This window comes from Salinimicrobium sp. CAU 1759, assembly GCF_054482715.1.
Genome location: NZ_JBTLRK010000002.1, coordinates 60,638 through 87,251 on the forward strand (window position 1 = coordinate 60,638; position 26,614 = coordinate 87,251).

Below are 26,614 nucleotides of genomic sequence, written 5' to 3' on the forward strand. Positions count from 1 at the left end.
TCTTTTCACCACCTGCCCCAAAGCGGTGATTAGATTTAGGGAAAATGGATGGACCTACTTCATCCATTTTTTCTTCTACCATGACCTACTTGAAAAGAAAAGGTTCCAAAAATGTCATTTTTGGAACCTTTCTTTTTTAAAGGGATAAGGTTTAGGGAAGGTTTAGTCTCTAATTTATGAAATGCAGCCACTAACATGTGGGAGGCTTCCTTCGTTGGAAGGAGAGGGTGAAAGAGATTCCTTTTGTGTAGGATTGACAGGAGAAAAGAAGAGATTTCTCCTACGTCGGAATGGCAACTGATCTTTTAGCTGACTTCTAAACCTGTACTGCTAACTTCACTCGTACTTCTAAAATCAGCCAGCTAACTTCCCATTTTGCACCTACTCAAACGACTGCATCTCCACCAGCTTTTGGTAAACCGATTTTTTTGCGAGCAATTCATCATGTTTTCCCTGCTCTACAATCTGCCCTTTTTGCATTACTACAATTTGATCTGCATTTTGAATAGTCGACAATCGGTGAGCAATAACTATAGAGGTTCTGTTCTTCATCATGTTCTCCAATGCTTTTTGCACCAGCCTTTCACTTTCGGTGTCAAGGGCAGAGGTGGCTTCATCAAGGATCATGATCGGCGGATTCTTAAGCACAGCCCTTGCAATAGAAAGCCGCTGTTTTTGTCCCCCACTTAATTTGTTACCGCTGTCGCCGATGTTGGTATCCAGACCCTGAGGTTGATCCTTCACAAATTCCCAGGCATTGGCTATTTTAAGAGCATCGATGATCTCTTCGTCTGTAGCCCCTTCTTTGCCGAGGCTTACATTATTTCTTATGGTGTCATTAAACAGGATGGAATCCTGTGTCACCAGTCCCATTAAATTCCGAAGTGATTTCTTGGTCATATCCCTTATATCAACTCCGTCGATACTAATTGCGCCTTCATTCACATCGTAAAATCTGGTCACAAGATTTGCAATGGTAGACTTTCCGCTTCCCGATTGACCAACAAGTGCAACGGTAGAACCTTTAGGTACAGTGATGCTGAAGTTCTTCAGTACATTCTCATCTTCATACCTAAAGGATATATTCTCGATCTCAATTTTTTCCTGAAAATCCGTTTTTTCAATAGCATTGTCAGCATCTGTAATATTACTTTCGGTGTCGAGTACCTGAAAGATCCTTTCGGCAGCTGCATCTCCTTTTTTGACACTATAGGTCGCTTTGCTAATTTGCTTTGCCGGAGTAAGAATATTATATGCAAGACCCATAAAAGCGATGAAGGTCGCTCCGTCGAGAGTACCTTCTACCAGCACCATATTCCCTCCAAACCAGAGAATAATAACTATCACAAAAATTCCAAGGAATTCACTGGTAGGAGAGGCGAGGTTCTGTCTGTTGAGGAGACTGTCCAGAATTCGCTTAAGCCTGTTGGTTGAGGTGTGGAATTTATCCCTGAATTTGTCTTCGGCATTAAATCCTTTTACAATCTTCAAACTGGAAAGGGTTTCCTCAACAAGAGACAGGAAATATCCATTTTCTTCCTGCGCCTGATTGGATTTACTTTTCAGTTTTTTACCAATTGCAGAAATTATAAATCCTGAAATCGGCAGAAAAATAAAGACAAAGACCGTAAGTGTGGGGCTCATGATGAGCATGGCCGTAATGGTAAAAATAATGGTAAGAGGTTCGCGAACAATTAATTCCAGAATTGACAGGAAAGATGTCTGCACTTCGTTTACATCGGCAGTTATTCGGGAAATCGTATCGCCTTTTCGTTTTTCGGAAAAGTAGGAAACAGGCAGTACCAGGATCTTGTCGTAAATGGCATTTCGTACATCACGTAGGACCCCATTCCGAAGAAAAGTGATAAAGAACGCAGCCAGATAGCCAAAGAGGTTCTTAAGGAAAAAGAGAATGACAACAATTCCGCAAACAAATAGCAGGGCAGTAACTTCATCTTCATTTACACGGCGGGTAACTTCATAGTTAAAGGAATCTACTACATAATCTTTAATACTTGCCAGCCCGGCCCATTCCGGTTCTACGGCTACCCGTTTGGTCTTGTCAAATAAGATCTGGATAACGGGGATAAGCGCCAAAAATGACAGGGTGCTGAAAAGCGCGTAGAAAATGTTACAAATGATATTGAGGATCGCGAACCTTTTGTAAGGGATCGCGAACCTCATAATTTTCTTGAAGTAATTCATTAGGGATGGCCTAGGCCAGTTTTAGCTCAGATTTGATAGCTTCTATTTTGTCTGAAAGCTCCTGATTGACCTTTCCGTAATTTTCAACGGTATCAAGAGAAGCATTTACACTTATATAGAACTTGATCTTAGGTTCGGTACCACTTGGTCTAGCAGCTACTTTAGTGCCGTTCTCGGTATAGTAGATAAGAACATTGGATTTTGGCACCTCGAGGGTACTGATCTCAGTTTCGATGGAACTATAATTAAAAGATTTAGAACTCTGGTAGTCTTCTACGAGAACTACTTTTTCCCCTGCGATCTCTGAAAGCGGATGCTCTCTAAGATCGATCATCATGTTTTTGATCTGTTCTGCCCCGTCAATTCCCTTTTTTACAAGAGAAACCAGGTCTTCCTTATAAAAGCCATATTTCACATACAGGTCAACGATCTTAGTGTAAAGGGATTTACCTTCAGTTTTCATTTGCGCAGCGATCTCACATGCCAACAGGGTGGAGGTCACAGCATCTTTATCTCTTACGAAATCACCTACCATAAACCCGAAGCTTTCTTCCCCGCCGCCTATGAAATCAAGATTTGGAAAATCTTTTATCATTTTAGCTATCCACTTGAAGCCGGTTAGTCCTTCTTTGTATTCTACTCCATAATCTTCCACCATAATGCGCAGCATAGGAGTGGACACGATTGTAGATCCAACGAATTCTTTTCCTTTTAGCCTACCTTCTTTCTGCCATTGTTCCAGCAAGAACCAGGTCATGATCAACATGGTCTGGTTTCCATTCAAAAGAACCATTTTCCCTTCTGAATCTCTTACAGCCACACCAAGCCTGTCACAATCGGGGTCGGTACCTATTACAATGTCGGCGTTTTCTTTCTCGGCTTTTTCCAGCGCCATTTTAAGAGCTGCAGGTTCTTCGGGGTTTGGAGATTTGACAGTTGGGAAGTTTCCGTTTGGTTCACGTTGTTCCTCAACAATGCTTACCTGTGAAAATCCTGCTCTTTCTAATACATCGGGTACCATGGTAATCGAGGTGCCATGCAGGGAAGTAAATACTACTTTAAGATCTTTTCGCGCTTTAGAAGAGGTCTCAAAAGTGCCATTTTTGACAGATGCTTCAGCAAAAGCTTCATCGACATTTTTGTCAATGAGCTCGATCAAATCTTCGTTAGCTTCAAATTTGATCTCACTGTATTCCAACCCGTTGATCTCTTCAACGATCTCCTTATCCTGTGGCGGTACTAATTGCCCTCCATCCTGCCAGTAAACCTTATAACCGTTATATTCCGGCGGATTATGACTGGCTGTAAGTACGATTCCGCAGTGGCAGTCAAGATATTTTACAGAAAAAGAGAGTTCGGGCGTTGGTCTTAGTTCAGAAAAAAGAAAAACTTTGATTCCATTAGCCGAAAATACATCGGCCACTATGCGGGCCAGTTCTTCACTGTTATTACGACAATCGTAAGCAATAGCCACTCTTAATTCTTCCCCGGGGAACTGTCTTTTAAGATAATTTGAAAGACCCTGGGTGTTCTTTCCAAGGGTGTATTTGTTGATCTTGTTGGTGCCCACGCCCATAATGCCACGCATCCCGCCGGTTCCAAATTCAAGATCTGTATAAAAACTTTCTTTAAGTTCCTGTGAATCATTTTGCAACAAGTCCTGTACTTCCTTCTGTGTCTCTTTGTCAAAAGGAGCACTCAACCAGGATTCTGCCCTGGATTTTATATCGTAGTAGCTCATTTCCGAAATTTTAATTCAGCAACAAAAATAATGATTTATGTGGTAAAGCTGTTAAAACTCTCCTGTAGTTTCGCTAATGCGGTAGCGTTCTTTATCCCTGCTGCTGCGCAGAATTAGCTCGCCTAAGAAACCGGCAATAAAGAGAAGTGTTCCCAGCACCATGGTGGTGAGCGAGATATAGAACCATGGATTATCGGTCACCAGAATATTAGGAAGACCGTGATATAGTTTGTAGAGCTTTGAAGCCCCTATCCAAACCGCAAATAGAAAACCGAAGAAGAACATTAGAACTCCGAGTGCCCCAAAAAGGTGCATTGGCCTACGGGCAAATGTGGAAAGGAACCAGATGGTAATTAGGTCCAGAAAACCATTTATGAAACGCTCTGCTCCAAATTTTGTCTTTCCGTATTTTCTTGCCTGGTGCTGTACTACTTTTTCATCAATGCGGGAATAGCCGGCATTCTTCGCCAATACCGGAATGTAACGGTGCATTTCTCCGTAAACGTCGATGTTCTTGATCACTGCTTTGCGGTATGCTTTGAGTCCGCAATTGAAATCATGTAATTTTAGACCTGAAGTCTTTCGGGCAGCCGCGTTAAAAAGTTTCGAAGGAATATTTTTGGAAAGAACAGAGTCATAGCGCTTTTTCTTCCAGCCAGAAATAAGGTCGTAACCTTCTTTGGTGATAAGGTGATATAATTCCGGAATTTCCTCCGGGTTATCCTGAAGATCGGCATCCATAGTGATCACCACATCGCCTTCGGCTTTATCAAAACCTACGTGCAACGCCTGGGATTTTCCGTAGTTACGATTAAATTTAATTCCTTTGACAGAAGGATCTTCCGCAGAGATCTTTTTGATGGTTTTCCAGGAACCGTCTGTGCTACCGTCATCTATAAAAATTATTTCATAGGAAAAAGAATTGGACCGCATCACCGATGCGATCCAATTATATAATTCATTCAATGATTCTTCTTCATTAAGAAGAGGGATGACAATAGATAGCTGCATTTAATAATATTTATACATCGTATGGTCTTTTTTTCCTCATAATGAGTCCGCCAATGAGACCTATTATTAGTCCAAAGAACATGTACATAACCAATCCAAGTGCAAAGGTAACCCAGGGAGATCGAAAAGCAGCGCCCATTCCCATAGCGTTATCAATTTGTGCATCGGTCATTTCGGGAAAGCGTTCGATCATTTGCTCTCTTTGAATGTCCTCCATTTGTACCATATAATCGGGTTCAATGACTGTTGCGAGTAAAATTGTCCATAGACCACCAATGATAGCGGCAATGAGACCAATTCCTACTGCTACCTTTATAGCTTCGCCAAGGCTAAGGAAGCCGCCGTTCTCGGCTTTAAAAGCTTTAATCCCATAGATGACTACTGCGATAAAAATAGCAAAAGTAAGGAGCATGAACGACCAGTGCGGCTCCAAATGATTATTGGTGACGTACATGATCACCCCAACAACAACAAGTATGATCCCTAATAAAAGACCATAATTAAGAACAAATTTACCTGTTTTAGCTTTTTGAATTTCCATTTTGGTTAGGTTCGTTAGTTTAATTACAGGTTAGTAAGCAAATATAACAAAACGTTACACAGGTGGAGTTGCTTTATTTACTACTTAAAAATTAGGGCAGAATAGTTGTTGATTTAGAAAAATTAATTAAATTTGCACCTCGAAAAAATTACAAGATTTTAAAGAATAAAGAGATGAAGCAGGGAATCCATCCGGAAAATTATAGATTGGTAGCTTTTAAAGACATGTCTAATGACGAGGTTTTTATCACCAAATCTACCGCAAACACAAAAGAAACTATTGAAGTTGATGGTGAGGAATATCCTTTAGTGAAGTTGGAGATCTCCAGAACTTCTCACCCTTTCTACACCGGGAAAGCCAAGTTGTTGGATACTGCCGGTCGTATTGACAAGTTCAAGAACAAATACGCGAAGTTCAAGAAGTAATTTTTGCGTCATGATAAAATAGAAGCCTCCTGTTAAGGGGGCTTTTTTTGTTCCAAAGGGGAGAAGGCTGTTTTACTTCTTCCAGATCAAATTTCTTGTACCTTTACCTAAAAGAATTTTCAAATGAACTACATACTATTTGACGGAGCTGTTCGTGCCCAGCTTTTGCCATTTACTTTTACAAGGCCTGTGGCCGATATTCGGGTGGGAATCCTGACTATTCGTGAGAAGTGGGAGAAACTTCTCAACACAACCACCTCGACCATTACCGAAGATTACCTGGCTGAAAAGTGGCCCATGGTGGAAATGGAGGAAAACATTATGATCAATGCAGCATTTCTGCCAACTACCGAGCTGGTGGAGCAGATAAAGAACCTGCAGCCTGGCGAGGGCATCTTTTACGAAGAAGATGTTGTTGCATTTCATGCATATGAAGAGCAGGAAGTAAATTTTGCAGATTGTGTGAATATAGAAATGGAAGGAAAAGCCATGATGGTGGAGCAAACCTGGGACATCTTTAGGCTTAACGGCGAAGCTATTGCAGCCGATTTTGAACTTCTTACTCAGGACAGGAAAAGTCAGAAATTATCTTCTACCAATCAGGTAATAGGTGCCGAAAATGTCTTTTTAGAGGAGGGAGCAAAAGTAGAATGTGCCATTCTCAATGCTTCGGAAGGACCCATTTACATTGGAGCAGGTGCAGAGGTCATGGAAGGGAATATCGTGAGAGGACCATTTGCTTTATGCGATCATGCGACCCTGAAATTAGGAGCTAAAATTTATGGTCCAACCACTGTTGGTCCTCATTCCAAAGTAGGAGGAGAGGTTAATAATTCTGTCATTTTTGGGTACTCTAATAAAGGACATGATGGTTTCCTTGGAAATTCTGTGTTAGGCGAATGGTGCAATCTGGGCGCCGACACGAATACCTCAAACCTGAAGAATAACTATGCCGAGGTGCGTCTTTGGGATTACGCTTCAGAAAAATTCGCGCCAACCGGACTGCAATTTTGCGGACTCATGATGGGGGATCACAGTAAATGCGGAATTAATACCATGTTCAACACCGGTACAGTGGTAGGAGTCAGTGCCAATATCTTCGGAGCCGGTTTCCCCCGGAATTTCATCCCTAGCTTCAGCTGGGGCGGTAGCGGCGGAACCACTACATACAAAACGGAAAAAGCCTTTGAAGTCGCTGAAGTGGTTATGGCTCGTCGTGACATTGAATTCTCAGAAGAAGATAAAGCCATCCTGGAGCAGGTGTTTGAAGACACGAAGAAGTACAGGAGGAGTTAGTGATCACTGTTCAGTGGTCGGTGATCAGTGGTCAGGAGGAAATTTGAAATTTGGTGCTTGGTATTTGCTTCTGCTGGTAATTGTTCATTGTTAGCTGGTTATTGATCATTGCTAATTGTTCATTGTTTAAAAGTTGGTATCTTTGCAGCCTCTAAAATGCCATTTTTAGAGGCTGTTTTATTTAACTGGATTCCTGAAGGTTAGCTATCAGGATTGTGATTGAGAAGAAATGGAAGACGCAAAAAAAGTAGCATTTTACACCCTTGGTTGTAAGCTTAATTTTTCTGAAACCTCTACAATAGCCCGTTCTTTTAAGGACGAGGGATTTTTAAGGGTGGATTTTAGTGAAGCAGCCGATATTTATGTGATCAACACCTGTTCGGTGACCGATAATGCTGATAAACGTTTCAAGACCATAGTTAAGCAGGCACAAAAGGCGAATGAAAATGCATTTGTGATCGCGGTTGGGTGCTACGCGCAGCTAAAACCTGAAGAGCTGGCCGCCGTAGATGGAGTTGATCTGGTCCTTGGAGCTACTGAAAAATTTAAGATAACCAACTACCTGAATGACCTCACCAAAAATGAAATGGGAGAGGTGCATTCCTGTGAAATAGGGGAGGCAGATTTTTACGTAGGATCTTATTCTTATGGAGATCGCACCAGGGCTTTTTTAAAGGTCCAGGATGGTTGTGATTACAAATGTACTTACTGTACCATTCCACTTGCCCGTGGTATTTCCAGAAGTGACACTCTGGAAAATGTTCTTGAAAATGCCAGGAAGATTAGTGATAAAGGAATAAAAGAAATTGTATTGACCGGAGTCAACATTGGAGATTACGGGAAAGGAGAATTCGGGAATAAGAAACACGAGCACACTTTCCTCGATCTGGTAAAAGCTTTGGACAAGGTTGAAGGAATTGAAAGACTGCGCATTTCCTCTATAGAGCCTAACCTCCTTAAGAATGAAACTATTGATTTTGTTTCTGGGAGCAACACGTTCGTTCCCCATTTTCATATTCCATTGCAAAGCGGAAGTAATGATGTACTCAAGGCAATGCGTCGGCGTTATTTAAAGGAACTATATGTGGACCGGGTGCAGAGGATCAAGGAGGTAATGCCCGATGCCTGTATAGGTGTGGATGTCATAGTTGGATTTCCGGGAGAGACAGATGAGCACTTCCTGGAAACTTACAACTTCCTAAATGAACTGGATATTTCTTATCTCCATGTTTTTACTTATTCAGAAAGGGATAATACACTGGCTGCCGAAATGGATGATGTAGTGGCATTGAAGGTCCGTAAAAAAAGAAGTAAGATGTTGCGGGGGCTGTCTGTCAAGAAAAGGCGAGCCTTCTATGAATCACAGTTGGGTAAAACAAAAACTGTCCTCTTTGAAGGGGAGAATAAAGAAGGGTATATTCACGGCTTTACAGAAAATTATGTAAAGGTGAAAACACCCTGGGATCCTGCGCTGGTAAATACCTTGCACCAGGTTGAATTGAAAGAAATAGGAGAAGACGGGTTAGTCCGCTTTTCTTATGTGGAGGATAAAGTTCTGCTTTAGATATTTATACCAACCGGGAGCATATCTTTGTATCTGCGTCGATGCTTTCGCATGAACTTAGCAATGGTAGGACTTGTTGGCATCACCCGAATCTCACGCTCTTTGATGATATCCAGCACTTTTTCAATGAAAGGTTCGAGATAGCCTTTTCCCTTAAGATCTTCGCTCATTTCCAGTTTGGTAAGGAAGATCTTGCGATCCTGACTGGCATATTCGATCTTGGCTAAATCTCCATCAACCTGAAGCTCAAATTGACGCAGGAATTCATTGTCATTAACAGTTAGTTGAGGGTTCATAATTTTTGTTTTTCTAACTAGTATCAAAAAATCAGCCACTTTTAGAAGTTCTGTGTAAAGAATGAAAGTTAGCTGTCCCGGAATACGGGAGGAAATTTTATATTAAATATTTAATTGAAGCGGCCAATTTCCCTTAAATTTGGAAGTAAAGTTAACGATTTTTGGGCACATTTGGGCTGTTGAAGCTCCTGAAATATGACAAAACATTCTCTAGTTCACGTGTATTGTATGCCCGGTTTAGCCGCAAATCCCAGTATCTTTGAAATGATCAGGTTGCCGGAAGATAAGTACAGGATCCACTGGCTTGACTGGTTGTTGCCAAAACCGGGCGAAAAACTCGTGGATTATTCGGCAAGACTATGCAAGAAAATAGAACATGATAATCCGGTGTTAATTGGAGTTTCTTTTGGCGGGGTTATTGTTCAGGAAATGGCCCAGATCATTAAAGTGCGCAGGGTTATAATCATCTCCAGTGTCAAGAGTGAAAAGGAATTACCACGCAGGATGCGTTTTGCTCGCTGTACAAAGGTGTTTAAGATTTTGCCTACTTCCCTGGCCCGGCACGTGGATGCTCTTGAAAAAATAGCAATAGGAGATTTTGCTACAAAGAGAGCAAAGCTCTACAAGAAATATTTGTCAATTACCGATACCCGCTATTTGGATTGGGCGATTGAGAAAATGGTGTGCTGGGAGAGGCCGGAACCCTATGAAGAAGTGGTGCACATTCATGGAGATAAGGATGAGATCTTTCCTTATAAATATATTGACGGATGTATTACAGTTAAAGGAGGGACTCATGTGATGATCATTAATAGATTTAGGTGGTTCAATGATCACTTAGAAGAAATTATCCTTACCGGAAAGCTTGAAAAGAAGAAAGAGAAAGAAATAATCAATTGATATGAAACTGAAGAATATTTTTATTGGAGGAAGTTTGCTGGTGATTTGTGGACTGGGTATAAATGCAGTGCAGGATGCTCCAACAGATGAAAACCAGGAGAAGCAAATTTCGAATGGTTATAATGTTTATGCCCTTCCTATGCCCGATGATCTTGAATTTGCAGGGGAGTCTGTTCCCTTGGAAGATCCTGATGTCTTTGAAAGAATGGATAGAGAGTTGTTGGTGAATACCTATTGGCAGTCCAATACACTCTTGCTGTTGAAACGTGCAAATAAATATTTTCCTGTTATAGAACCCATTTTAGAGAAGTATGGAGTTCCTGATGATCTTAAGTACATCGCCGTGATAGAAAGCGGACTTACCAATGCTGTTTCTCCGGCAGGCGCCCGGGGATTCTGGCAGATCATGGAGAGTACAGGAAAAGAATACGGGCTGGAGATCAATGATAATGTGGATGAGCGTTACAATCTTGAAAAATCAACCCGGGTGGCAGCTGAATACCTGAAGAAATCAAAAGAACGGTTTGGAAACTGGACCCTTGCAGCTGCAGCATATAATGCAGGGAATTACGGGGTAGACAGACAAAGGGAAAGACAGGATGTGGTAGACTATTATGATTTGCTTTTGGGCGAAGAGACCGGGCGCTACGTTTTCAGGATTTTGGCACTAAAAGAGATTATGGAGAATGCTAAAAGCTATGGGTTCAACTTCAGGCAAAAAGATCTTTATCAGCATATACCTTCATATAAAGTAAAAGTAGACACCGCAGTGACCGATTTTGCAAAATTCGCTCAGGATTTCGGTATCAACTATAAAATACTTAAGATCCACAATCCATGGTTACGGGAGGCTCATCTTAATAATGCGTCAGGAAAGGAATATCTTATCGAGCTTCCCGAAGATGGTTATTATTCTTCAGCGCCTTAAACCATAATTTCAGAGTTAGAACGGGACCGCAATAGAGTTGTGGTCTTTTTTATGGAGTAAAAGTTTCCTCGGCTGTAGAGTACTGGCTGCTATCCTTTATGAGGAGTAGGGAAAGAGCATTTGAGAAAGCGTCGTAATTGAGGTTGAAAGATTTTTCCAGCTCAATTCCGAAGGGATGTGAGACCTTTCTTCTAATATCCAGTATCTTTTTATCCTTGTCCAGTAAAAAAGAGGTCGGGAAGCCCAGAGAATGCTTCATCATCTTAATAACGTGCGGACTGTTATTCTGCATCTCATCCACATAGAGGATGGTAATGTGATTGCTGTACTTCTTTGCAAGTTCCTTTGCAGTTTCACGGTCGTCCCAAAAGAGCATTACAAAGTCTACCTGCTCATAGTATTTTTCGGCAAGTTTGTTTAACGCCGGAATTTCTCCTGCGGTAGGAGCAATCCAGGAAGCGTAAGTAGTAAGATATACCGGCTTTTCAAATTCATCCAAAAGAACGGACTTCTTTCTTAGATCTTTTACCTTGAAATTATCCAGCCGGCTTCCCTTTAAACAATTATTTACAAGGGAGTCGAACAGAAAAGTAGCCCTTTCTACATCTCGAGTGCGATAAGCTTGATCTGCGTGTTTTTTATATTTGGGAAGGTGAAGGCTAAGTGCTTGAGAAAAACTGATTTGTTCCTGCTGACCATAACCGGTCAAAAGACAGGAGCATGTAAGAAACAATAGAAAAAATTTGCGCATTTAGCTAGGGGTCCAAATTTTGCACAAATGTACAGCATAAGAAGCTTAGCAAAGAAATAACTCGATTAACTACGGGAATATTAGTTGAAATACAACTATAAAAATCCTACAAAAGAAATCTTAAAGAAGAGGTGTCAAAAAAGACATTTTTAGATCTTCTTCATTTGCTGCTTCATCATCTTGATCTGCTCGTCAAGCATATTGTGCTTATCCAGTTTTTTAGCTTCCTGCAACAACATTTGAGCTTCTCTTTTTCGGCGCTTGGTCATGGCTATCCCGGCGAGATTAAGTTTTGCCATGGCTAGATCCTGTTTCATGGAAAGACCGAGTTTGATGGCTCTCTTAAAGAATTTTTCAGCCTGAGTGATATTCGTTTGAGAAACCATCAACCCATGTAGGTACCAGTAATAACCCTGCTGTTTTTGGGTAAGAGCTTTTTCGGGATCTTTTATTTTGTCAAGCCATTTTTTGGCGCCTGCAAAATCCTGCTTCCTAAGTCTTAAAAAGGCCATTAAGATCATCTCATTCTTATAATAGAGGAAGACAAAAATCCCCGAAAGAAGTAAAAGAAATATTCCGTTTCCTATATTCCCTTCAAAAAATTGCCAGATGGCGAGGATCACCAGGATGCCGGTGATGATCAATTTGTAGACTTTATTGAACATTTGCAGTAAAATTTAAAGGCTGCAAAGGTAAGAAAAACAATTGGAAATTATTTCAAATTAGGGTTTGTGCAAGTAAAAACTCTTTGTATATTTGCCCGCAGTTTTAAGAGCAGGTCTTAAAGCTTTTTTCAAAGCGATTTCAAAGAAGATTAAAGATAATTATCATGAAAAGAACGTTTCAACCATCAAAGAGGAAAAGAAAAAACAAGCACGGTTTTAGAGAGCGTATGGCGAGTGTTAACGGAAGAAAAGTGCTTGCTCGCAGAAGAGCAAAAGGAAGAAAGAAATTATCTGTTTCCTCTGAGCAAAGGCATAAACACTAGATGATAATCGACCCGAAATAATAAAGGTGTTACTTTTTTAAGTAACGCCTTTTTTTATACCCTTTAGGTTCCTATTTTTACAAACACCCACTCAAAATAATTTCCTAATGCCTAAGAATAAAGACCTTAAAAGTATTTTAATAATTGGTTCCGGTCCTATTATTATAGGACAGGCTTGTGAGTTTGATTATTCCGGTACACAAGCGCTACGATCCTTAAGAGAGGACGGGATAGAGACTATCCTCATAAATTCCAATCCTGCCACCATCATGACCGATCCTTCTATGGCCGATCATGTTTATTTAAAACCTCTCACCACAAAATCAATAATTGAAGTTCTAAAAGAGCATCCGCAGATCGATGCCGTTCTTCCTACCATGGGAGGGCAAACTGCACTAAACCTTTGTATAGAGGCAGATGAAAAAGGCATCTGGAAAGATTTTGATGTCAAATTGATCGGGGTAGACATCGATGCAATTAATATTACAGAAGACAGGGAAAAATTCAAGCAGCTAATGGGGCGGATTGGCATTCCGGTTGCCCCGGCACAAATTGCAACTTCATATCTTGAAGGAAAAGAAATAGCACAGGAATTCGGTTTTCCTCTTGTAATTAGAGCTTCTTTCACTCTCGGAGGAACCGGAGCTTCTTTTGTACATACCGAAGATCAATTTGATGAGTTACTTGAGGCCGGTCTTGAAGCTTCTCCGATTCACGAAGTATTGATCGATAAAGCCCTTTTAGGCTGGAAAGAATATGAACTTGAATTATTACGGGATAAAAATGACAACGTTGTGATCATTTGTTCCATTGAGAACATGGATCCAATGGGAATCCACACCGGAGATTCCATTACTGTTGCGCCGGCCATGACTCTTAGTGATGTCACCTACCAAAGAATGCGTGACATGGCTATTAAAATGATGAGAAGTATTGGTGACTTTGCCGGAGGTTGTAATGTACAGTTCGCGGTAAGTCCCGATGAAAATGAAGATATAATTGCAGTTGAGATCAACCCACGGGTTTCCCGCTCTTCCGCTTTGGCCTCCAAAGCTACAGGATATCCAATTGCGAAGATCGCGGCAAAACTGGCTATAGGGTATACCCTTGATGAGCTGGATAACCAGATCACCAAATCTACTTCAGCTTTATTTGAGCCTACTCTGGATTATGTGATCGTAAAGATCCCACGTTGGAACTTCGACAAATTCGAAGGTAGTAACAGAACTCTTGGACTTCAAATGAAATCTGTAGGAGAGGTAATGGGAATAGGTAGATCTTTCCAGGAAGCACTTCACAAAGCCACCCAATCTCTCGAGATCAAGAGAAATGGACTGGGAGCAGATGGGAAGGGATACACCAACTACGATGTAATCCTCGAAAAACTGCAAAATGCCAGTTGGGATAGGGTATTCGTGATTTATGATGCTATTCAGCTGGGAATTCCTCTTGCAAGAATACATGAGATCACAAAAATAGACATGTGGTTCCTTAAGCAATATGAAGAACTTCATGCCCTGGAGGTGGAGATTTCCAGGTATAGTATTGATTCTCTACCTAAAGACCTGCTTTTAGAAGCTAAGCAAAAAGGCTTTGCGGACAGGCAAATCGCGTATATGGTTGACTGTCTTGAAAGTCAGGTTTACAAGAAACGTGAAGAAGTGGGCATTAACAGGGTCTACAAACTGGTAGATACCTGTGCAGCCGAATTTAAAGCTGAAACTCCTTATTACTATTCAACTTTTGAAGCTGAAATTGAAACAAAAGACGGCTTTAAATATGTTGAGAACGACAGTAAAGTATCAGACCGACTTAAGATAGTGGTTCTTGGCTCCGGGCCTAACAGAATTGGACAGGGTATTGAGTTCGATTACTGTTGTGTTCATGGCGTACTGGCAGCAAAAGAGTGTGGTTATGAGACCATCATGATCAACTGTAACCCTGAGACAGTCTCGACCGACTTTGATGTTGCAGATAAACTATATTTCGAGCCAGTGTTCTGGGAGCATATTTATGACATCATCCGCCACGAAAATCCGGAAGGAGTTATCGTGCAGCTGGGAGGTCAAACCGCTCTTAAATTAGCTGAAAAACTTGACCGCTACGGAATAAAGATCATTGGAACCAGTTATCAATCTCTTGATTTAGCAGAGGACAGAGGATCGTTCTCGAAACTACTTCAGGAGAACGATATTCCATATCCGGATTTTGGTGTTGCCGAAACTGCCGATGAAGCACTGGAGCTGGCAGATGAACTGGATTTCCCGATTCTGGTGCGACCTTCATATGTACTTGGAGGCCAGGGAATGAAGATCGTGATCAACAAAAAGGATCTGGAGGCTACCGTTGTGGACCTGCTCCGCAAGATCCCGAACAACAAATTATTACTGGATCACTATCTCGACGGTGCGATAGAGGCTGAAGCCGATGCGATATGTGATGGCGAGACCGTCCAGATCATTGGGATCATGGAGCACATTGAGCCTTGCGGAATACATTCCGGAGATTCAAACGCATTACTTCCTCCTTTCAATCTGGGTGATCTCGTGCTACAGCAAATTAAAGATCATACCAAGAAGATCGCTCTTGCTTTGAACACGGTGGGGCTTATCAATATCCAGTTTGCTATTAAAGATGACAAGGTTTTCATCATTGAAGCCAACCCGAGAGCTTCGAGGACTGTACCTTTTATTGCCAAAGCTTACGGGCAGCCTTATGTGAATTATGCTACCAAAGTCATGCTTGGAGAAAATAAAGTGACCGATTTTGAATACAGCACTAAACTGGATGGGTACGCAATTAAGCAGCCTGTTTTCTCCTTCAACAAGTTCCCGCATGTGAACAAACAGCTGGGACCAGAAATGAAGAGTACAGGAGAAAGTATCCTGTTCATTGACAGTTTAAGAGATGACACTTTCTACGAACTATATTCGAGGAGAAAGATGTACTTAAGTAAATAATAAGTCTCAAAAATGCTATTTTTGAATGCCATCTTCTTTAGGTGGCATTTTTTATTTCACTTAGAAATTATGCAAGAATTAGTTTTTATTACAGGAGGTCTTTATGGTGCTGTGGCCGTGATTTTTGGTGCTTTTGGTGCACATGGATTGAAAAAGTACCTAAATGAGGATCAGTTAAAAAGTTTCGAAACCGGAGTGAAATACCAAATGTACCACGCACTCTTGCTTATTCTCTGCGGAATAATATTTCCTTTTACCGGTTATTCTCAAAACCTTATGGGATGGTTTCTTATTCTCGGGGTCTTTTTCTTTTCCTTCAGTATTTACGGGTTGGTGATCTCATCAGCTAAGGGGCGAAAAATGTCATTTTTAGGGCCTGTTACTCCGTTAGGTGGATTACTACTGGCGATGGGGTGGATATTATTTGTTGTAAATATCTACGGAATCTAAGAATGGATTGAGGGGATTCTGCCAGAGATTAATTATTCTCAAAACCGTAGAGCTTCAAAAATTCTTCATATTCCTGCTGAAAAGTTTTCATTTGATGATGGTCCTTTTGATTAAGTAGGAGAAAAAAAGATACCTATTCATTTCCTAATTTACACGCTTCCTGTATCCTTCAGCAAAAACAGCGATCACCAGCAACTGCAGGATATGGTAAAGCATAATGGGCAGAAGGTACAAAGCATTTGCCGCGCTGTTTCCAAAGATGACTTTCACCATTACAGAGCCATGCACCAGTGATTTTTTAGTTCCGCAGAATTTCGCTGTGATCTCATCTTCAGTAGAAAGTTGCATCCCTCGGGAGACGAGTCCGAGGCCAAAGTAAACGGCAAAGAAAAGTATTGTTACCAGGCCTGAGAGTTTCAGAAGATCTGTCAGCCCAACTGTGATGAATAGTTCCGAAGAAAAGGCACTGCTAAAACTGGAATAGACTATCAGGACAATAACTGACTTGTCAAAAAAGCTGATTTTCTTCGAATTTTTTCTGGCGAAACTTCCGAGGAATTTCTGAAGAAAAAGCCCGATAACCAGCGGTAAAATGATCTGGATCAAAAGCTTTTGAATGACAGCTACAAATTCAAATTCCGATGAGGAAGCCATAAAGAAGCTCATCCAGACAGGTGTGGCTATAATTCCTATAAGACCTGAAAGACTGGCGTTGAAGATCGCCGTAGGAATATCGCCTTTTGCAAGGGAAACCATGACAATTGAAGAACTGACGGTAGAAGGCAAGGCTCCCAGGAAAAATAGAGCCAGCCAGAGTTGAGAAGAGGTGCCTCCTTCAAAGAATGGCGTAAAGGCCAACACCAGCAGTGGAAAAACGACAAACGTGGTGAGCTGAATAAGAATGTGGACCCGATAATTACTGAATCCGGCCTTGAACTCTGCCGGAGAAAGTTTAAGTCCGTAGAAAAAGAAGATAAATCCTATTCCTATATCGGTAATCGTTTTAAGAGGTAAAACTTCCGGTCCGGTAGGTAGAAACCATGCGATAAGGATGGAAAAGAGCAGCGCAGCTATGAACCCGTTGAATTTCACTTAATGCTCGATCTTTACATTATAGGTCTCTACGATGTGCAGGTGTTCTTCCGAAACAAAATCTGTTTCAGTAAATTCCTTAAGTCGTACCCTCTTATTGTCATATCGTTTTATACTCTTTGCGAACCTTCGAATATCATCCCGGGACTTGAGAATTAAGCCCGGAACTTTAACCGAATTTCCTTCGCTGTCTTTTGCTACCATCGTAAAATAGGAGGAGTTGCAGTGTTTTACTTCTCCTGTTTGGATATTTTCAGCTTCGACTCTTATCCCGATCTGCATAGAACTGTTACCCACGAAATTTACAGAGGCTTTCATGGTTACCAGTTCCCCAATTTCAATAGGATTTAAGAAGTCCACAGTATCGACACTCGCGGTAACGCAATACACGCCTGAGTGTTTTGAGGCGCAGGCAAAAGCGATCTGGTCAAGCAGGGAAAGCACATAACCTCCATGGATCTTCCCGTTGAAATTGGAATGGGAGGGAAGCATAAGTTCCGATATGGTCACATGAGATTCGGCAACTGTCTTATATTCTTTTGACATTCTATAGATTTTGGTAAAGCAGGTTCATGAATTCTCCCATTTTAGAAGGTTCTAACCAGCGGGTGACAACAACTATATCATTTTCTGTGTCAACGACTATGAAATTCCCTCCGAATCCGGCAGCGTAAAAAACATGTTCAGGTACATTCTTCCAGTTGCCTTTTCCGCGGTTGAGCCACCACATATATCCGTATTTTTCGTTGACATTGGAAGCTCGCATTGCCTTCGAAATACTTTCAGGAGTGAGAAGTTGTTTGCCATTCCAGCTGCCATCGTTCATGTAAAGTAATCCGAATCGAGCCATATCTTTTGTGCTGATGAACATTCCGCCGCCAGAATGACCGCCCCCGCTTACCGATTGCATTTTTAGTCCGTCAATAGTTACCCACGAATTTTCATAGCCATACCAGCGCCAGGTAGTCGATGCTCCAATTGGATCCATGATTTCATCTTTCAGAACCCGGGGTAGGGGATTTCTAAAGACATTGAGCAGGGAGTAGGCGAGTACATTTACCCTTACATCATTGTATTTGTAAGAAGTTCCCGGCTCCTTGAGTTCTCTCCCGCGCCATTGGTCGATATTCTGCGAAGAAGGAGGTCTGTCGGCCCAGTCAAAGCCGCCCCAAAGTTGCCCACTCCAGTCAGAAGTTTGGTGCAGCAAATGTTCCCAGGTGATCTTGCTGTTATGTGGTCCTTCAAAAGTGTCATCCCAAACATACTTTTCCACCCGGTCATTGAAGCTGTTGATCAGGCCTTTTTGATGCGCGAGCAGGGCAGTGGTTGCCAGGAAGCTTTTGGTTACACTAAAGGTCATGTCTACCCTGTCAACATCTCCCCATTTTCCTATGATGTAGCCGTTCTTAAGGATCATTCCTGCAGGACCTCCACGTCTTTTCGTGGGGCCGAGTATTTCATGGTACGGCTCCTGCTGAAAACCTTTTAAGATCGCCTGCCGCAGGTCTCTTGATTCTGAATATTCATTGTTTTTGGCGAACTCTATTGCCGCTGAAGGGTCAATATTAAAATCTGAAGGCTGTTTTTCTTCCCATTTATCTTCTGAAGGAAAATAAATTTCCTGGGCCGGAAGAGTAAGTGTAATACTGCAGACTGCTAATAAATAGAAGAACTTTAGTTTTTTCATGCTATTAATTCAGTTGATTTTGTGTGTCCTCCCCATTTGCGCGGGAAAGCCACTTTTGAGACAATTTTTGTTTTGGAGAGATCCCCAGGGCTTCCAATTGATCTATATCCTTGATAAGATTCTGTTGCCCGGTCAATTTCTTCATAGCATCATCGTATGCCGTTGTTGTGGATCTTAATCTTTTTCCAACCGTTTCAAGTTCGTCGAGAAGCAATTTGAATTTGTGATATAGGGAAGCAGCATGGTTAGCGATCTCTAACGCATTTTGCTGTTGTTTCTCATTGCTCCACAAAGTGTCAATGGTCCGAAGAACTGATAATAAAGTGGTCGGACTAACTAGAAGTATGTTCTTTTGAAAAGCTGTATAAAAGAAAGAATTATCGAGATTCTGCGCCAGGTACAGCGCCGGTTCCACAGGAATGAACATTAGCACAAAGTCGGGAGACTCCATCTTGTAGAGGTCCTCATATTTTTTCGAACTCAGGTCCTGAATATGATTGTTTAGCGAACGCAAATGATCTTTTAAAAACCTGCCTCTCTTTTCCTCGTCTTCCTCATTCACATACCGTTCATAAGCCACAAGGGAAACTTTCGAGTCAATGACCATTCGCTTATCTCCGGGCAAATGCAGTACAACATCGGGCAGCAGCTTTTTTCCCTCTTCAGTTTCGTGAGATCTCTGGAGAAAATATTCCCTGTCCTTTACCAGTCCCGATTTTTCCAGAACCCGCTCCAGTATCAACTCTCCCCAATTGCCCTGTGTTTTATTTTCGCCTTTTAAAGCCTTTGTGAGATTGTTAGCCTCCTCGCTTATTTTGATGTTCTGCTCATGTAAATACTGAAGCTGTTTTCCCAGCTGTGCATGCCGCTCAATAAAGTCATTAGAATTCTTCTCCACCTTATCCTCAAAAGTCTTGATCTTCTCTTGAAGCGGTTGAAGGATCTGCTCAATATTCTCTTTGTTGATGTTGGTGAATTTCTCCGATTTCTGGTCCAGGATCTTATTCGCCAGGTTCTCAAATTCCTTGCTGAATTTCTCCTGAAGTTTTCCCAGCTCAGCTTTTTGTTCTTCAAGCTTTTCCTGAAGATTTTTGTATTCCGAATTCCGCTCCGTCAATTGGGTGCTTAAAATGTCTTTTTTGCCTCTTATTTCTTCCCGTTCTCTACAGGCATCCAAAAATTGCTTATTTATTGCCTCTTTTTCTTCCTTAGCCTGTTCTTTCAGCTGAAGTACCTGTTCCTGTAGCTGGACTTTATAATTCTGAAATTGACTATTGAGCTGTTCATTCCTCTCCTTGAGTACATTCTGTACACTTTTGCTTCTGAAGTTTGCGATCAAATAACCCACAAAGGTTCCAAAAATGAGGATTCCGAAGGAGATTGCGAGGAGGATAGGATCGGTCATGAGGAGCAGGTTTGCTCAAAGATAGTATTTTCAGGTTTTTATTCTGAAGGATTCTGTGTTCCTGTCAAAAACAATAAGGTCTGCCGGAAAGATGCTCTCAAAGTGCCCTTTTTGGATAAGCTGTTGGGGGCTGTCCTGAACTACCTCGCCCGGCTTCATTAAAATGATCTTATCACAAAGCTGAAGCGCGAGGTTGATCTCGTGAGTGGCAAAGATCACCGCTTTATTTGTGCACAGGCTCAGATCTTTCAGCAATTTCAGAACCTGAGCTTTATGATACATGTCTAAGTGAGAAGTGGGTTCATCGAGGATCATGAGCGGGGTATCCTGCGCCAGGGCCCGTGCAATAAGGACTTTTTGCAATTGGCCGTCACTGAGTTCATAGCACTTCTTGAATTGCAGGTCTTCGATCCTGACAAGAGACAATGCATTTTTTACCATTTTACGATCCTCTTCCGTAAGGCTGCCTATCCAGTTGGTGTAAGGTTGCCGACCCAAAGCTACCAGTTCGGCTACTCCAAGATTTTTTGACAGTGGCTGCTCTGTTAACACCAGGCTTATCATTGTCGCCAGCTTTTCCGGCGGAATATTATCCCTGTCTTGACCACTTATACTGATCATTCCTGAAAGCGCGGGTTGCACTCCGCTTATGGTCCTCAAAAAAGTGGATTTTCCCACGCCGTTAACTCCAACAACAGCTACCAGTTCACCTTCTTCAACGGCCATATTAATATTTGAAGCAACTACATTCTCCTGTTGCTTCTTACTGTAACCAATGTTGAGGTCTTCAGTCTTTAAAATGATATTTTTCGGTCCTGTTTCTATGCTGCTGAATTTTAAAAGAGGAATTTTCTTTTCCTTACCAGGAGCCATATGATCACTGGTGCTCCCACCAGGGAAGTTATAGCATTTATGGGTAAGGTGTGCTCACTTCCCGGAAGTTGTGCTACCATATCACATAACAACATCAAAATTGCTCCGCCGAGAATCACCGCCGGCAGCAGGATCCTGTGATCATTCACGGGAATTACCTGCCGTATAAGGTGTGGAACTGCCAATCCTACAAAAGCGATTGGACCCGCAAAGGCAGTAATGCTTCCTGCCAGTAAACTGGTTGAAATAATTAAGAACAACCTGTTTCTCCCGATATTCATTCCCAGGCTTCGGGCGTACTGTTCTCCTAGTAGTAGCGAATTGAGGTTCTTTATGCTGAAGAGTGCTATTAAAGTTCCAATAAGCCAAAAAAGGCCGAGTACACCCAGTTCGCTCCAGCTTAGATCACCCACACTTCCAAAGGACCAGAAAACGTACTGCTGTAACTGCGCCGCCGGACTAAAATATGACAACACGCTGACAACGGCCGAGGTGAGGCTGGCAAACATGAGTCCGATAATAAGGATGGCCATGGTATCTTTTAGCCTTACTGAAGCCAATAGAACGGCCAAAAGCACGAGCAGACTCCCTAAACTGGAAGCGATTACCAGGCCCCATTCTGAAAACAAGATGCTGCCGGCAACACCACCGAACAATGTTGCTCCCATGAGCACGATTGCAACTCCCAAACTGGCGCCGCTGCTTAGTCCCAGAACATAAGGCCCAGCCAAAGGATTCCGGAACATGGTCTGCATCAACATTCCGCTTACGGCAAGCCCCGAGCCTGCCAAAACTGCTGTAAGTGCTTTCGGGATTCGATATTCTGTAATGATATAGTGCCAGCTTTCGTTAGCTGTTTCCGAAGAGAACAAAACAGCAATTACTTCCTTAAAAGGGATGTTAACAGATCCAAGGCTAATGTTGAGAAACCAGGTCGCCACTGTCACTCCCAGGAGGAGGAAAAGCACAGCGGTATAAGAGCGGGTGGTTTCCAACTAGTCCAATGGTTTATAAAAGGTGGTGGTGTAATTAGGAAGCAACTGCGGATGAAAAATGGAGATAAGATCTTTCAAAACAAGATCGGGACGCATAGGGGCGAGTTCGTAAAAAACAACTCCGCCGGTTTCCCCTTTTTCGCTCGAAAAGGTGTAGATGTTCTGCTCCTCAAAGGCTTTAAACCTGGTGTAATGCGGAGAGGCACTTTTTAGTTCTTCATAGGCTGTGAATTGCGCCGGACCAACCCAAAAATCGGCCTGAGCAGCTTCTGCCAGAACAGTTTCAAAAGAGAGGGAAAGGCTTCCGGTTCCTTCTGTGTTTCCAAAAAGGTAATTGGCGTTGGCATCTTTAATGAACTGTGCCTGCCATGAATTTCCTGCGGGAAGGTACCACTGATCTTTGTACATAGAGCCTGCCACCACTGTAGGGGTTTCTTCAGCTTTTCTTGCGAGTTCCTTTGCAGATAAGTAGTTCTGTTCTACCTCCTCAAAAAAAGCATTTGCCTGCTCCATTTTTCCGAAAAATGCTCCGAAGAATTTTATCCATTCCACTTTTCCCAATGGAGAACTTTCAGTCCAATCGGCATTAAAGACCACGGGAATTCCGCTTTTTTGGAGCGTGTTGAAGCTTTTGTTGCTTCCGTCAATGGAGAAGCCAATTACCACATCGGGTTGCAGATCGAGTAGATTTTCGGTGTTTAGAGCTTCATTTTTTCCCAGCTCCCTTACTTTTCCTTCAGCAATAAGTTTCCTTGTCTTTTCTGATGAAATATAATCAAGACCGGGAAATCCAACGAGAGAACCTTCAGTTTCTAAGATTTCAAGGGAGGGGATATGAGTAGTGGAGGTGACCACCATTTTTTCTACCGGAACCTGAACCCTTTCATCAAATTTTACATCCTGGGGTACATCTGCTCCTTCCCGGGCCAATAAGTATCGGTAAGTCCTGTCGGCATTTGGCCAGGGGTTTTCGACCGTGATGATCATATGATCTCCAAAATCAACAATATCCAATCCCGAAGCGTATTTCACCTCAACCTCTTCGCCTTCACGGGTCAAAAGTGGTGTTTTCTGCTTGTCTTCAGATCTGCACCCCAGGAAGAGGATGGAAAGCAACAGGACGATCTTGTAAGAAATGGTTCTCATTGGCAGTTCAAAAGTAAGATTATTTAAAATTAATGGAGGCGGAAGATTTGAATTGTTTATTTTCGCAATGAAATTTTGGTTCGATTGTTTTCTGAAGTTTTTCAGAAAGAAAAGACATCGATTAAAAGGGAATCAGGTGAAGTTAGAAATAAGAAGTACGAAGTACCAATTATTTTAACTTCTGAAGAGATTAAGAGGATACTTCTTACTTCGTACTTCTAAAATCTACCTTCAAATAAGCCTGAGCTGTTCCCGCAACTGTAAGCTTAGTTCCGATGTGTCGGAATGCCTTTTGTACGCTTCATACCACTGTCCGCATAGTTATTAGGATGGGAAGGTCAACAAAGGGACGCGAGCCAGGAGACCTGCCAATTTTCAGCAATTAAAACCTTTGGCTTTCGGGAAAAAAGCCTGCGGATGATGAAAAAAAGCGTCTTCTACATTTTATTTCTATTGCTACTCTGTTCCTTCACAGGATACAGTCAGCTCGATTCTGTCAACTATCTGGAGGAAGTGGTGCTGAGCGATGTGCATCTGTTTCGTAATTCTGAGACCAACACTGTTCAGGTTTTAAATGACTCTGTACTGCAGCAAAATCCGCCGACACTTACTTCTGTCTTGAAATTTAATAGTCCGATCTACTTCAGGGAGAATGGGCCGGGAATGGTAGCTTCTGCTTCTTTCAGGGGAACTACGGCTTCCCAGACTGCTGTGGTTTGGAACGGGATCAATATTAATTCTCAATTTACAGGGCAAACAGATTTTAATACCATCCTCACATCGGGATATGAGCATGTTGCAATTAGAGCGGGTGGGGGAAGTGTACTGTATGGCAGCGGAGCAATTGGGGGTAGTGTGCATTTAAACAACCGCTTCAGGTTTAACAATGATTTTAATAATGAGGTCCGGCTGCGATATGGAAGTTTTGACACCTGGTTCGCAAATATTGATTCCGAATTTTCTACAGAAAAGCTAAGCCTTCAGCTCAATATTGCCCGGCATGACAGTCAGAATAATTTTCCTTATCCCAATTCAGAAAAAAACAATGAGAATGGAGATTATTCCAATACCGGAATAAATGCGGCTGTAGCTTATTTGCTAAATTCCAGTAACAGCTTTAGATTCTATTCCAGCTACTACGATGGGGAAAGAGGTTTTTCGGGCACACTTACTGCTCCTTCCAGGAGTAAATATGAAGATCTTAACAGTAGAAACTTACTGGAATGGAAAAGTTATTCCGGCGATTTTACTTCCACTTTGCGCCTGGCTTATCTGGATGAGTATTACAAATATTTTGAAAACAGGAATAGTGATAACTTTAGCTATGGAAGAGCAAAGACGGGGGTTGTAAAATATGACCTTGAGTACGACCTTAATTACGACAAGAAAATATTCGCTTTACTGGAATATCAAAGCACTGCCGGGGAAGGAACTAATCTTCAGGGGTCTCAGAAAAGGAATACAGGTTCTGCCGGGTTGCTTTTTACACATAACCTGTACCCCTTGAAATATGAAATAAGTGCAAGAGCTGAGTTTTCAGATCGCTATGATTCTCCTTTGCTTTTTTCAGCCGGGGCTTCCTATGCTGTAAGTGGAGATTATCTTGTAAAGGTGAATATCTCCCGCAATTATCGGATTCCAACCTTTAATGATCTTTTTTGGCAGAGTGGAGGCAATCTGGATCTGAAACCGGAGAAATCCCTACAGGCTGAGGTGGGGCAGGAGTTGCAGATCTCGAACCTACAACTTAAACTTTCGGCATATATTATTGATACCGAAGATCTTCTGCGCTGGGTGCCATCTACAGACGGGATCTGGAGACCTGAAAATACAGAGAAGGCCAGAAATTATGGGGTGGAGGCAATGGCCGACTGGAGTAGGAACCTGAATGGTCACCTCCTGAATTTTAGCAGTACCTACGCGTATACTCAGGCGCTTGACCAAAAAACCGCTAAGCAACTTATTTATGTGCTCGAACACAAGGTGACGGCCTCTGCTGGATACGGTTTCGGAAGATTTTCCAGCTATTTTCAAATGCTTTATAACGGGAAGGTATTTACCTCTTCAGATAATAAATATTCCCTTGATTCTTATATGGTAGCTAATACCGGTATCGGCTATGCTCTTGTTAGGAAAAAGCTGGAATTGGATCTTGAGGTACAAAATATATTTAATGTCTCTTATCAAAGTATGCCATCACGGCCAATGCCAGGTCGATCATTTTTCTCAACACTAACTTTTAAATTTTAACTAATGCAAATCAAAAATTATTATTGTCTGTTCCTTATCCTGTCACTTCTCACTTCTTGTGAGGTAGATGACGACAACACACCTGCTCCGGCTAATTCGGGAGCCTATTCGGAGGGATATTTTGTTTTAAATGAAGGCCTTTTTGGACAGGGGAATTCAACTGTCTCTTACGTCGATCCTGCTGCCGAAGAGGTGAGCCATAATATATTTTCAGAAGTAAATGGAGTAGATCTTGGAGATACAGCTTCAGATATCGGGTTTTACGAGGATCTTGCTTTCATAGTGGTCAACGTCTCAAATACAATTGAGGTTGTGGAATGGGATACATTTTCAAGTGTTGCCACCATTGACGCCGAACTGGAAAACCCGCGAAAAATCACATTTTTAATGGGATTAGCCTATGTGACGAATTGGGGAGATGCGTCAGATCCTTCAGATGATTACGTAGCTGTTTTTGATGCGAGAACTTTTGATTTTCTTGATAAAATAGGTGTGGAAGAAGGTCCCGAAGCCATTCTGGCAGAAGGGGAGAGGATCTTTGTAGCCCACCAGGGCGGATGGAGTTTCAATAATAAGATCAGTGTGATATCTGGGAATGAAGTAGAAAAAGTGATAGAAGTAGGGGATGTTCCAAATAGTCTTTCGGTGGAGAATGGTTCCCTGTGGGTTTCCAGTGCCGGTTTCCCGGATTGGGCAGGAGAAACGGCAGGTACAATAAGCAGAATAGATCTTTCTACTTTAGAAGTGGCAAAAACATTCAGTAATGCTTCTTCATCCTGGCATCCATCCAACCTAGTTGTAGAGAATGGTGAGGTCTTTTATACTATAGGAAAAGAGGTTTACAGCTTTGGCACCGGAGAAGAAAGCCTACCATCAGAACCCATTTTTGAAATGCAGGAGATCGCCAATTTCTATGGATTTAAACTTCATGAAGGAAAAATCTATGCAACTTCTGCAAGTGCCGATTTCACTGGCGATGGAAAACTTCTTGTTTATGATGCCGCAACCGGAAACCTGCAGCAAACATTTGATACAGGTATCAATCCAAATGGTACATTTTTCACTGAATAGTTTTTCAATAATGAAAACAAAAAATCCCGCAGTAAGGCG

Annotated in this window: 24 protein-coding genes and 1 riboswitch; of the genes, 10 read left to right on the forward strand and 14 right to left on the reverse strand. The window is 42.0% G+C overall.

Annotated features, from left to right (window positions below):
- Nucleotides 1-381 precede the first annotated feature (381 nt).
- Genes ACXYMT_RS11305 through ACXYMT_RS11320 form a run of 4 tightly spaced genes read right to left on the reverse strand, consistent with a single transcriptional unit; the run spans nt 382 to nt 5,498 of the window.
- Nucleotides 382-2,205: an ABC transporter ATP-binding protein gene (locus ACXYMT_RS11305; protein WP_459059227.1), complete on the reverse strand. Its 1,824-nt coding sequence runs from the start codon at nt 2,203-2,205 to the stop codon at nt 382-384.
- A 10-nt stretch (nt 2,206-2,215) separates the two neighbouring features.
- Nucleotides 2,216-3,946, reverse strand: coding sequence for a phospho-sugar mutase (locus tag ACXYMT_RS11310; RefSeq protein WP_459059228.1), 1,731 nt, complete (start codon nt 3,944-3,946; stop codon nt 2,216-2,218).
- Between the two features lie 51 nt (nt 3,947-3,997).
- Entirely contained in the window at nt 3,998-4,957 is a 960-nt protein-coding gene (locus ACXYMT_RS11315) for a glycosyltransferase family 2 protein (RefSeq protein ID WP_459059229.1), read from the reverse strand.
- A gap of 10 nt (nt 4,958-4,967) precedes the next feature.
- Nucleotides 4,968-5,498: a DUF4199 domain-containing protein gene (locus ACXYMT_RS11320; protein WP_459059230.1), complete on the reverse strand. Its 531-nt coding sequence runs from the start codon at nt 5,496-5,498 to the stop codon at nt 4,968-4,970.
- 173 nt (nt 5,499-5,671) lie between these two features.
- On the opposite strand from ACXYMT_RS11320, the gene ACXYMT_RS11325 reads away from it, so the two are divergent.
- The 3 genes from ACXYMT_RS11325 to mtaB all read left to right on the forward strand — a co-directional run bounded on the left by ACXYMT_RS11325 (nt 5,672) and on the right by mtaB (nt 8,783).
- Nucleotides 5,672-5,923 (forward strand): type B 50S ribosomal protein L31, encoded by a 252-nt coding sequence (locus ACXYMT_RS11325; RefSeq protein WP_093113969.1) that lies wholly within the window; start codon nt 5,672-5,674, stop codon nt 5,921-5,923.
- A gap of 123 nt (nt 5,924-6,046) precedes the next feature.
- Nucleotides 6,047-7,219 (forward strand): GlmU family protein, encoded by a 1,173-nt coding sequence (locus ACXYMT_RS11330; RefSeq protein ID WP_459059231.1) that lies wholly within the window; start codon nt 6,047-6,049, stop codon nt 7,217-7,219.
- A 229-nt stretch (nt 7,220-7,448) separates the two neighbouring features.
- Nucleotides 7,449-8,783 (forward strand): tRNA (N(6)-L-threonylcarbamoyladenosine(37)-C(2))-methylthiotransferase MtaB, encoded by a 1,335-nt coding sequence (mtaB, locus tag ACXYMT_RS11335; RefSeq protein ID WP_459059232.1) that lies wholly within the window; start codon nt 7,449-7,451, stop codon nt 8,781-8,783.
- On the opposite strand, the gene ACXYMT_RS11340 is transcribed toward mtaB, so the two are convergent.
- Entirely contained in the window at nt 8,780-9,079 is a 300-nt protein-coding gene (locus tag ACXYMT_RS11340) for a GNAT family N-acetyltransferase (RefSeq protein WP_459059233.1), read from the reverse strand. The genes mtaB and ACXYMT_RS11340 overlap by 4 nt on opposite strands.
- 195 nt (nt 9,080-9,274) lie before the next feature.
- On the opposite strand from ACXYMT_RS11340, the gene ACXYMT_RS11345 reads away from it, so the two are divergent.
- Both ACXYMT_RS11345 and ACXYMT_RS11350 read left to right on the forward strand, forming a co-directional pair.
- Complete coding sequence (locus ACXYMT_RS11345; protein ID WP_459059234.1) at nt 9,275-9,979, forward strand: alpha/beta fold hydrolase; 705 nt, start codon at nt 9,275-9,277, stop codon at nt 9,977-9,979.
- Between the two features lies 1 nt (nt 9,980).
- Nucleotides 9,981-10,907 (forward strand): lytic transglycosylase domain-containing protein, encoded by a 927-nt coding sequence (locus ACXYMT_RS11350; protein WP_459059235.1) that lies wholly within the window; start codon nt 9,981-9,983, stop codon nt 10,905-10,907.
- A 49-nt stretch (nt 10,908-10,956) separates the two neighbouring features.
- Here ACXYMT_RS11350 and ACXYMT_RS11355 read toward each other — a convergent pair whose 3' ends face one another.
- A complete protein-coding gene (locus ACXYMT_RS11355) occupies nt 10,957-11,658 on the reverse strand; it encodes a TlpA family protein disulfide reductase (RefSeq protein ID WP_459059236.1) in 702 nt (233 codons plus the stop codon).
- Nucleotides 11,659-11,807: 149 nt separating this feature from the next.
- Nucleotides 11,808-12,323, reverse strand: coding sequence for a tetratricopeptide repeat protein (locus ACXYMT_RS11360; protein ID WP_459059237.1), 516 nt, complete (start codon nt 12,321-12,323; stop codon nt 11,808-11,810).
- Nucleotides 12,324-12,487: 164 nt separating this feature from the next.
- Between ACXYMT_RS11360 and rpmH the strand changes: the two genes are divergently transcribed.
- From rpmH to ACXYMT_RS11375, 3 genes are all read left to right on the forward strand, one after another.
- On the forward strand, nt 12,488-12,646 hold the full coding sequence (gene rpmH / locus ACXYMT_RS11365) for a 50S ribosomal protein L34 (RefSeq protein WP_083961569.1): 159 nt from the start codon (nt 12,488-12,490) through the stop codon (nt 12,644-12,646).
- 107 nt (nt 12,647-12,753) lie between these two features.
- Complete coding sequence (gene carB, locus ACXYMT_RS11370) at nt 12,754-15,606, forward strand: carbamoyl-phosphate synthase large subunit (protein WP_459059238.1); 2,853 nt, start codon at nt 12,754-12,756, stop codon at nt 15,604-15,606.
- A gap of 69 nt (nt 15,607-15,675) precedes the next feature.
- Entirely contained in the window at nt 15,676-16,056 is a 381-nt protein-coding gene (locus ACXYMT_RS11375; RefSeq protein WP_459059239.1) for a DUF423 domain-containing protein, read from the forward strand.
- 144 nt (nt 16,057-16,200) lie between these two features.
- On the opposite strand, the gene ACXYMT_RS11380 is transcribed toward ACXYMT_RS11375, so the two are convergent.
- Genes ACXYMT_RS11380 through ACXYMT_RS11410 form a run of 7 tightly spaced genes read right to left on the reverse strand, consistent with a single transcriptional unit; the run spans nt 16,201 to nt 23,254 of the window.
- Entirely contained in the window at nt 16,201-17,148 is a 948-nt protein-coding gene (locus ACXYMT_RS11380; RefSeq protein WP_459059240.1) for a bile acid:sodium symporter family protein, read from the reverse strand.
- A complete protein-coding gene (locus ACXYMT_RS11385) occupies nt 17,149-17,694 on the reverse strand; it encodes an acyl-CoA thioesterase (protein ID WP_459059241.1) in 546 nt (181 codons plus the stop codon).
- Between the two features lies 1 nt (nt 17,695).
- Nucleotides 17,696-18,835, reverse strand: coding sequence for a serine hydrolase domain-containing protein (locus tag ACXYMT_RS11390; protein WP_459059242.1), 1,140 nt, complete (start codon nt 18,833-18,835; stop codon nt 17,696-17,698).
- A gap of 4 nt (nt 18,836-18,839) precedes the next feature.
- On the reverse strand, nt 18,840-20,240 hold the full coding sequence (locus ACXYMT_RS11395) for a DNA recombination protein RmuC (protein ID WP_459059243.1): 1,401 nt from the start codon (nt 20,238-20,240) through the stop codon (nt 18,840-18,842).
- A gap of 30 nt (nt 20,241-20,270) precedes the next feature.
- Nucleotides 20,271-21,113 carry an ABC transporter ATP-binding protein gene (locus tag ACXYMT_RS11400; protein WP_459059244.1) on the reverse strand — a complete coding sequence of 281 codons (843 nt, stop codon included), beginning with the start codon at nt 21,111-21,113 and terminating at the stop codon, nt 20,271-20,273.
- Complete coding sequence (locus tag ACXYMT_RS11405) at nt 21,077-22,108, reverse strand: iron chelate uptake ABC transporter family permease subunit (RefSeq protein WP_459059245.1); 1,032 nt, start codon at nt 22,106-22,108, stop codon at nt 21,077-21,079. Before ACXYMT_RS11405 ends, ACXYMT_RS11400 begins: the two co-directional genes overlap by 37 nt.
- Nucleotides 22,109-23,254 carry an ABC transporter substrate-binding protein gene (locus tag ACXYMT_RS11410; protein WP_459059246.1) on the reverse strand — a complete coding sequence of 382 codons (1,146 nt, stop codon included), beginning with the start codon at nt 23,252-23,254 and terminating at the stop codon, nt 22,109-22,111.
- A 59-nt stretch (nt 23,255-23,313) separates the two neighbouring features.
- A riboswitch (cobalamin riboswitch) is annotated at nt 23,314-23,641 on the forward strand.
- Nucleotides 23,642-23,671: 30 nt separating this feature from the next.
- Here ACXYMT_RS11410 and ACXYMT_RS11415 point away from each other — a divergent pair.
- Together ACXYMT_RS11415 and ACXYMT_RS11420 are read left to right on the forward strand one after the other, a co-directional pair.
- Nucleotides 23,672-25,504, forward strand: coding sequence for a TonB-dependent receptor plug domain-containing protein (locus ACXYMT_RS11415; protein WP_459059247.1), 1,833 nt, complete (start codon nt 23,672-23,674; stop codon nt 25,502-25,504).
- A gap of 3 nt (nt 25,505-25,507) precedes the next feature.
- Nucleotides 25,508-26,575 (forward strand): YncE family protein, encoded by a 1,068-nt coding sequence (locus ACXYMT_RS11420; protein WP_459059248.1) that lies wholly within the window; start codon nt 25,508-25,510, stop codon nt 26,573-26,575.
- Nucleotides 26,576-26,614: the final 39 nt, after the last annotated feature.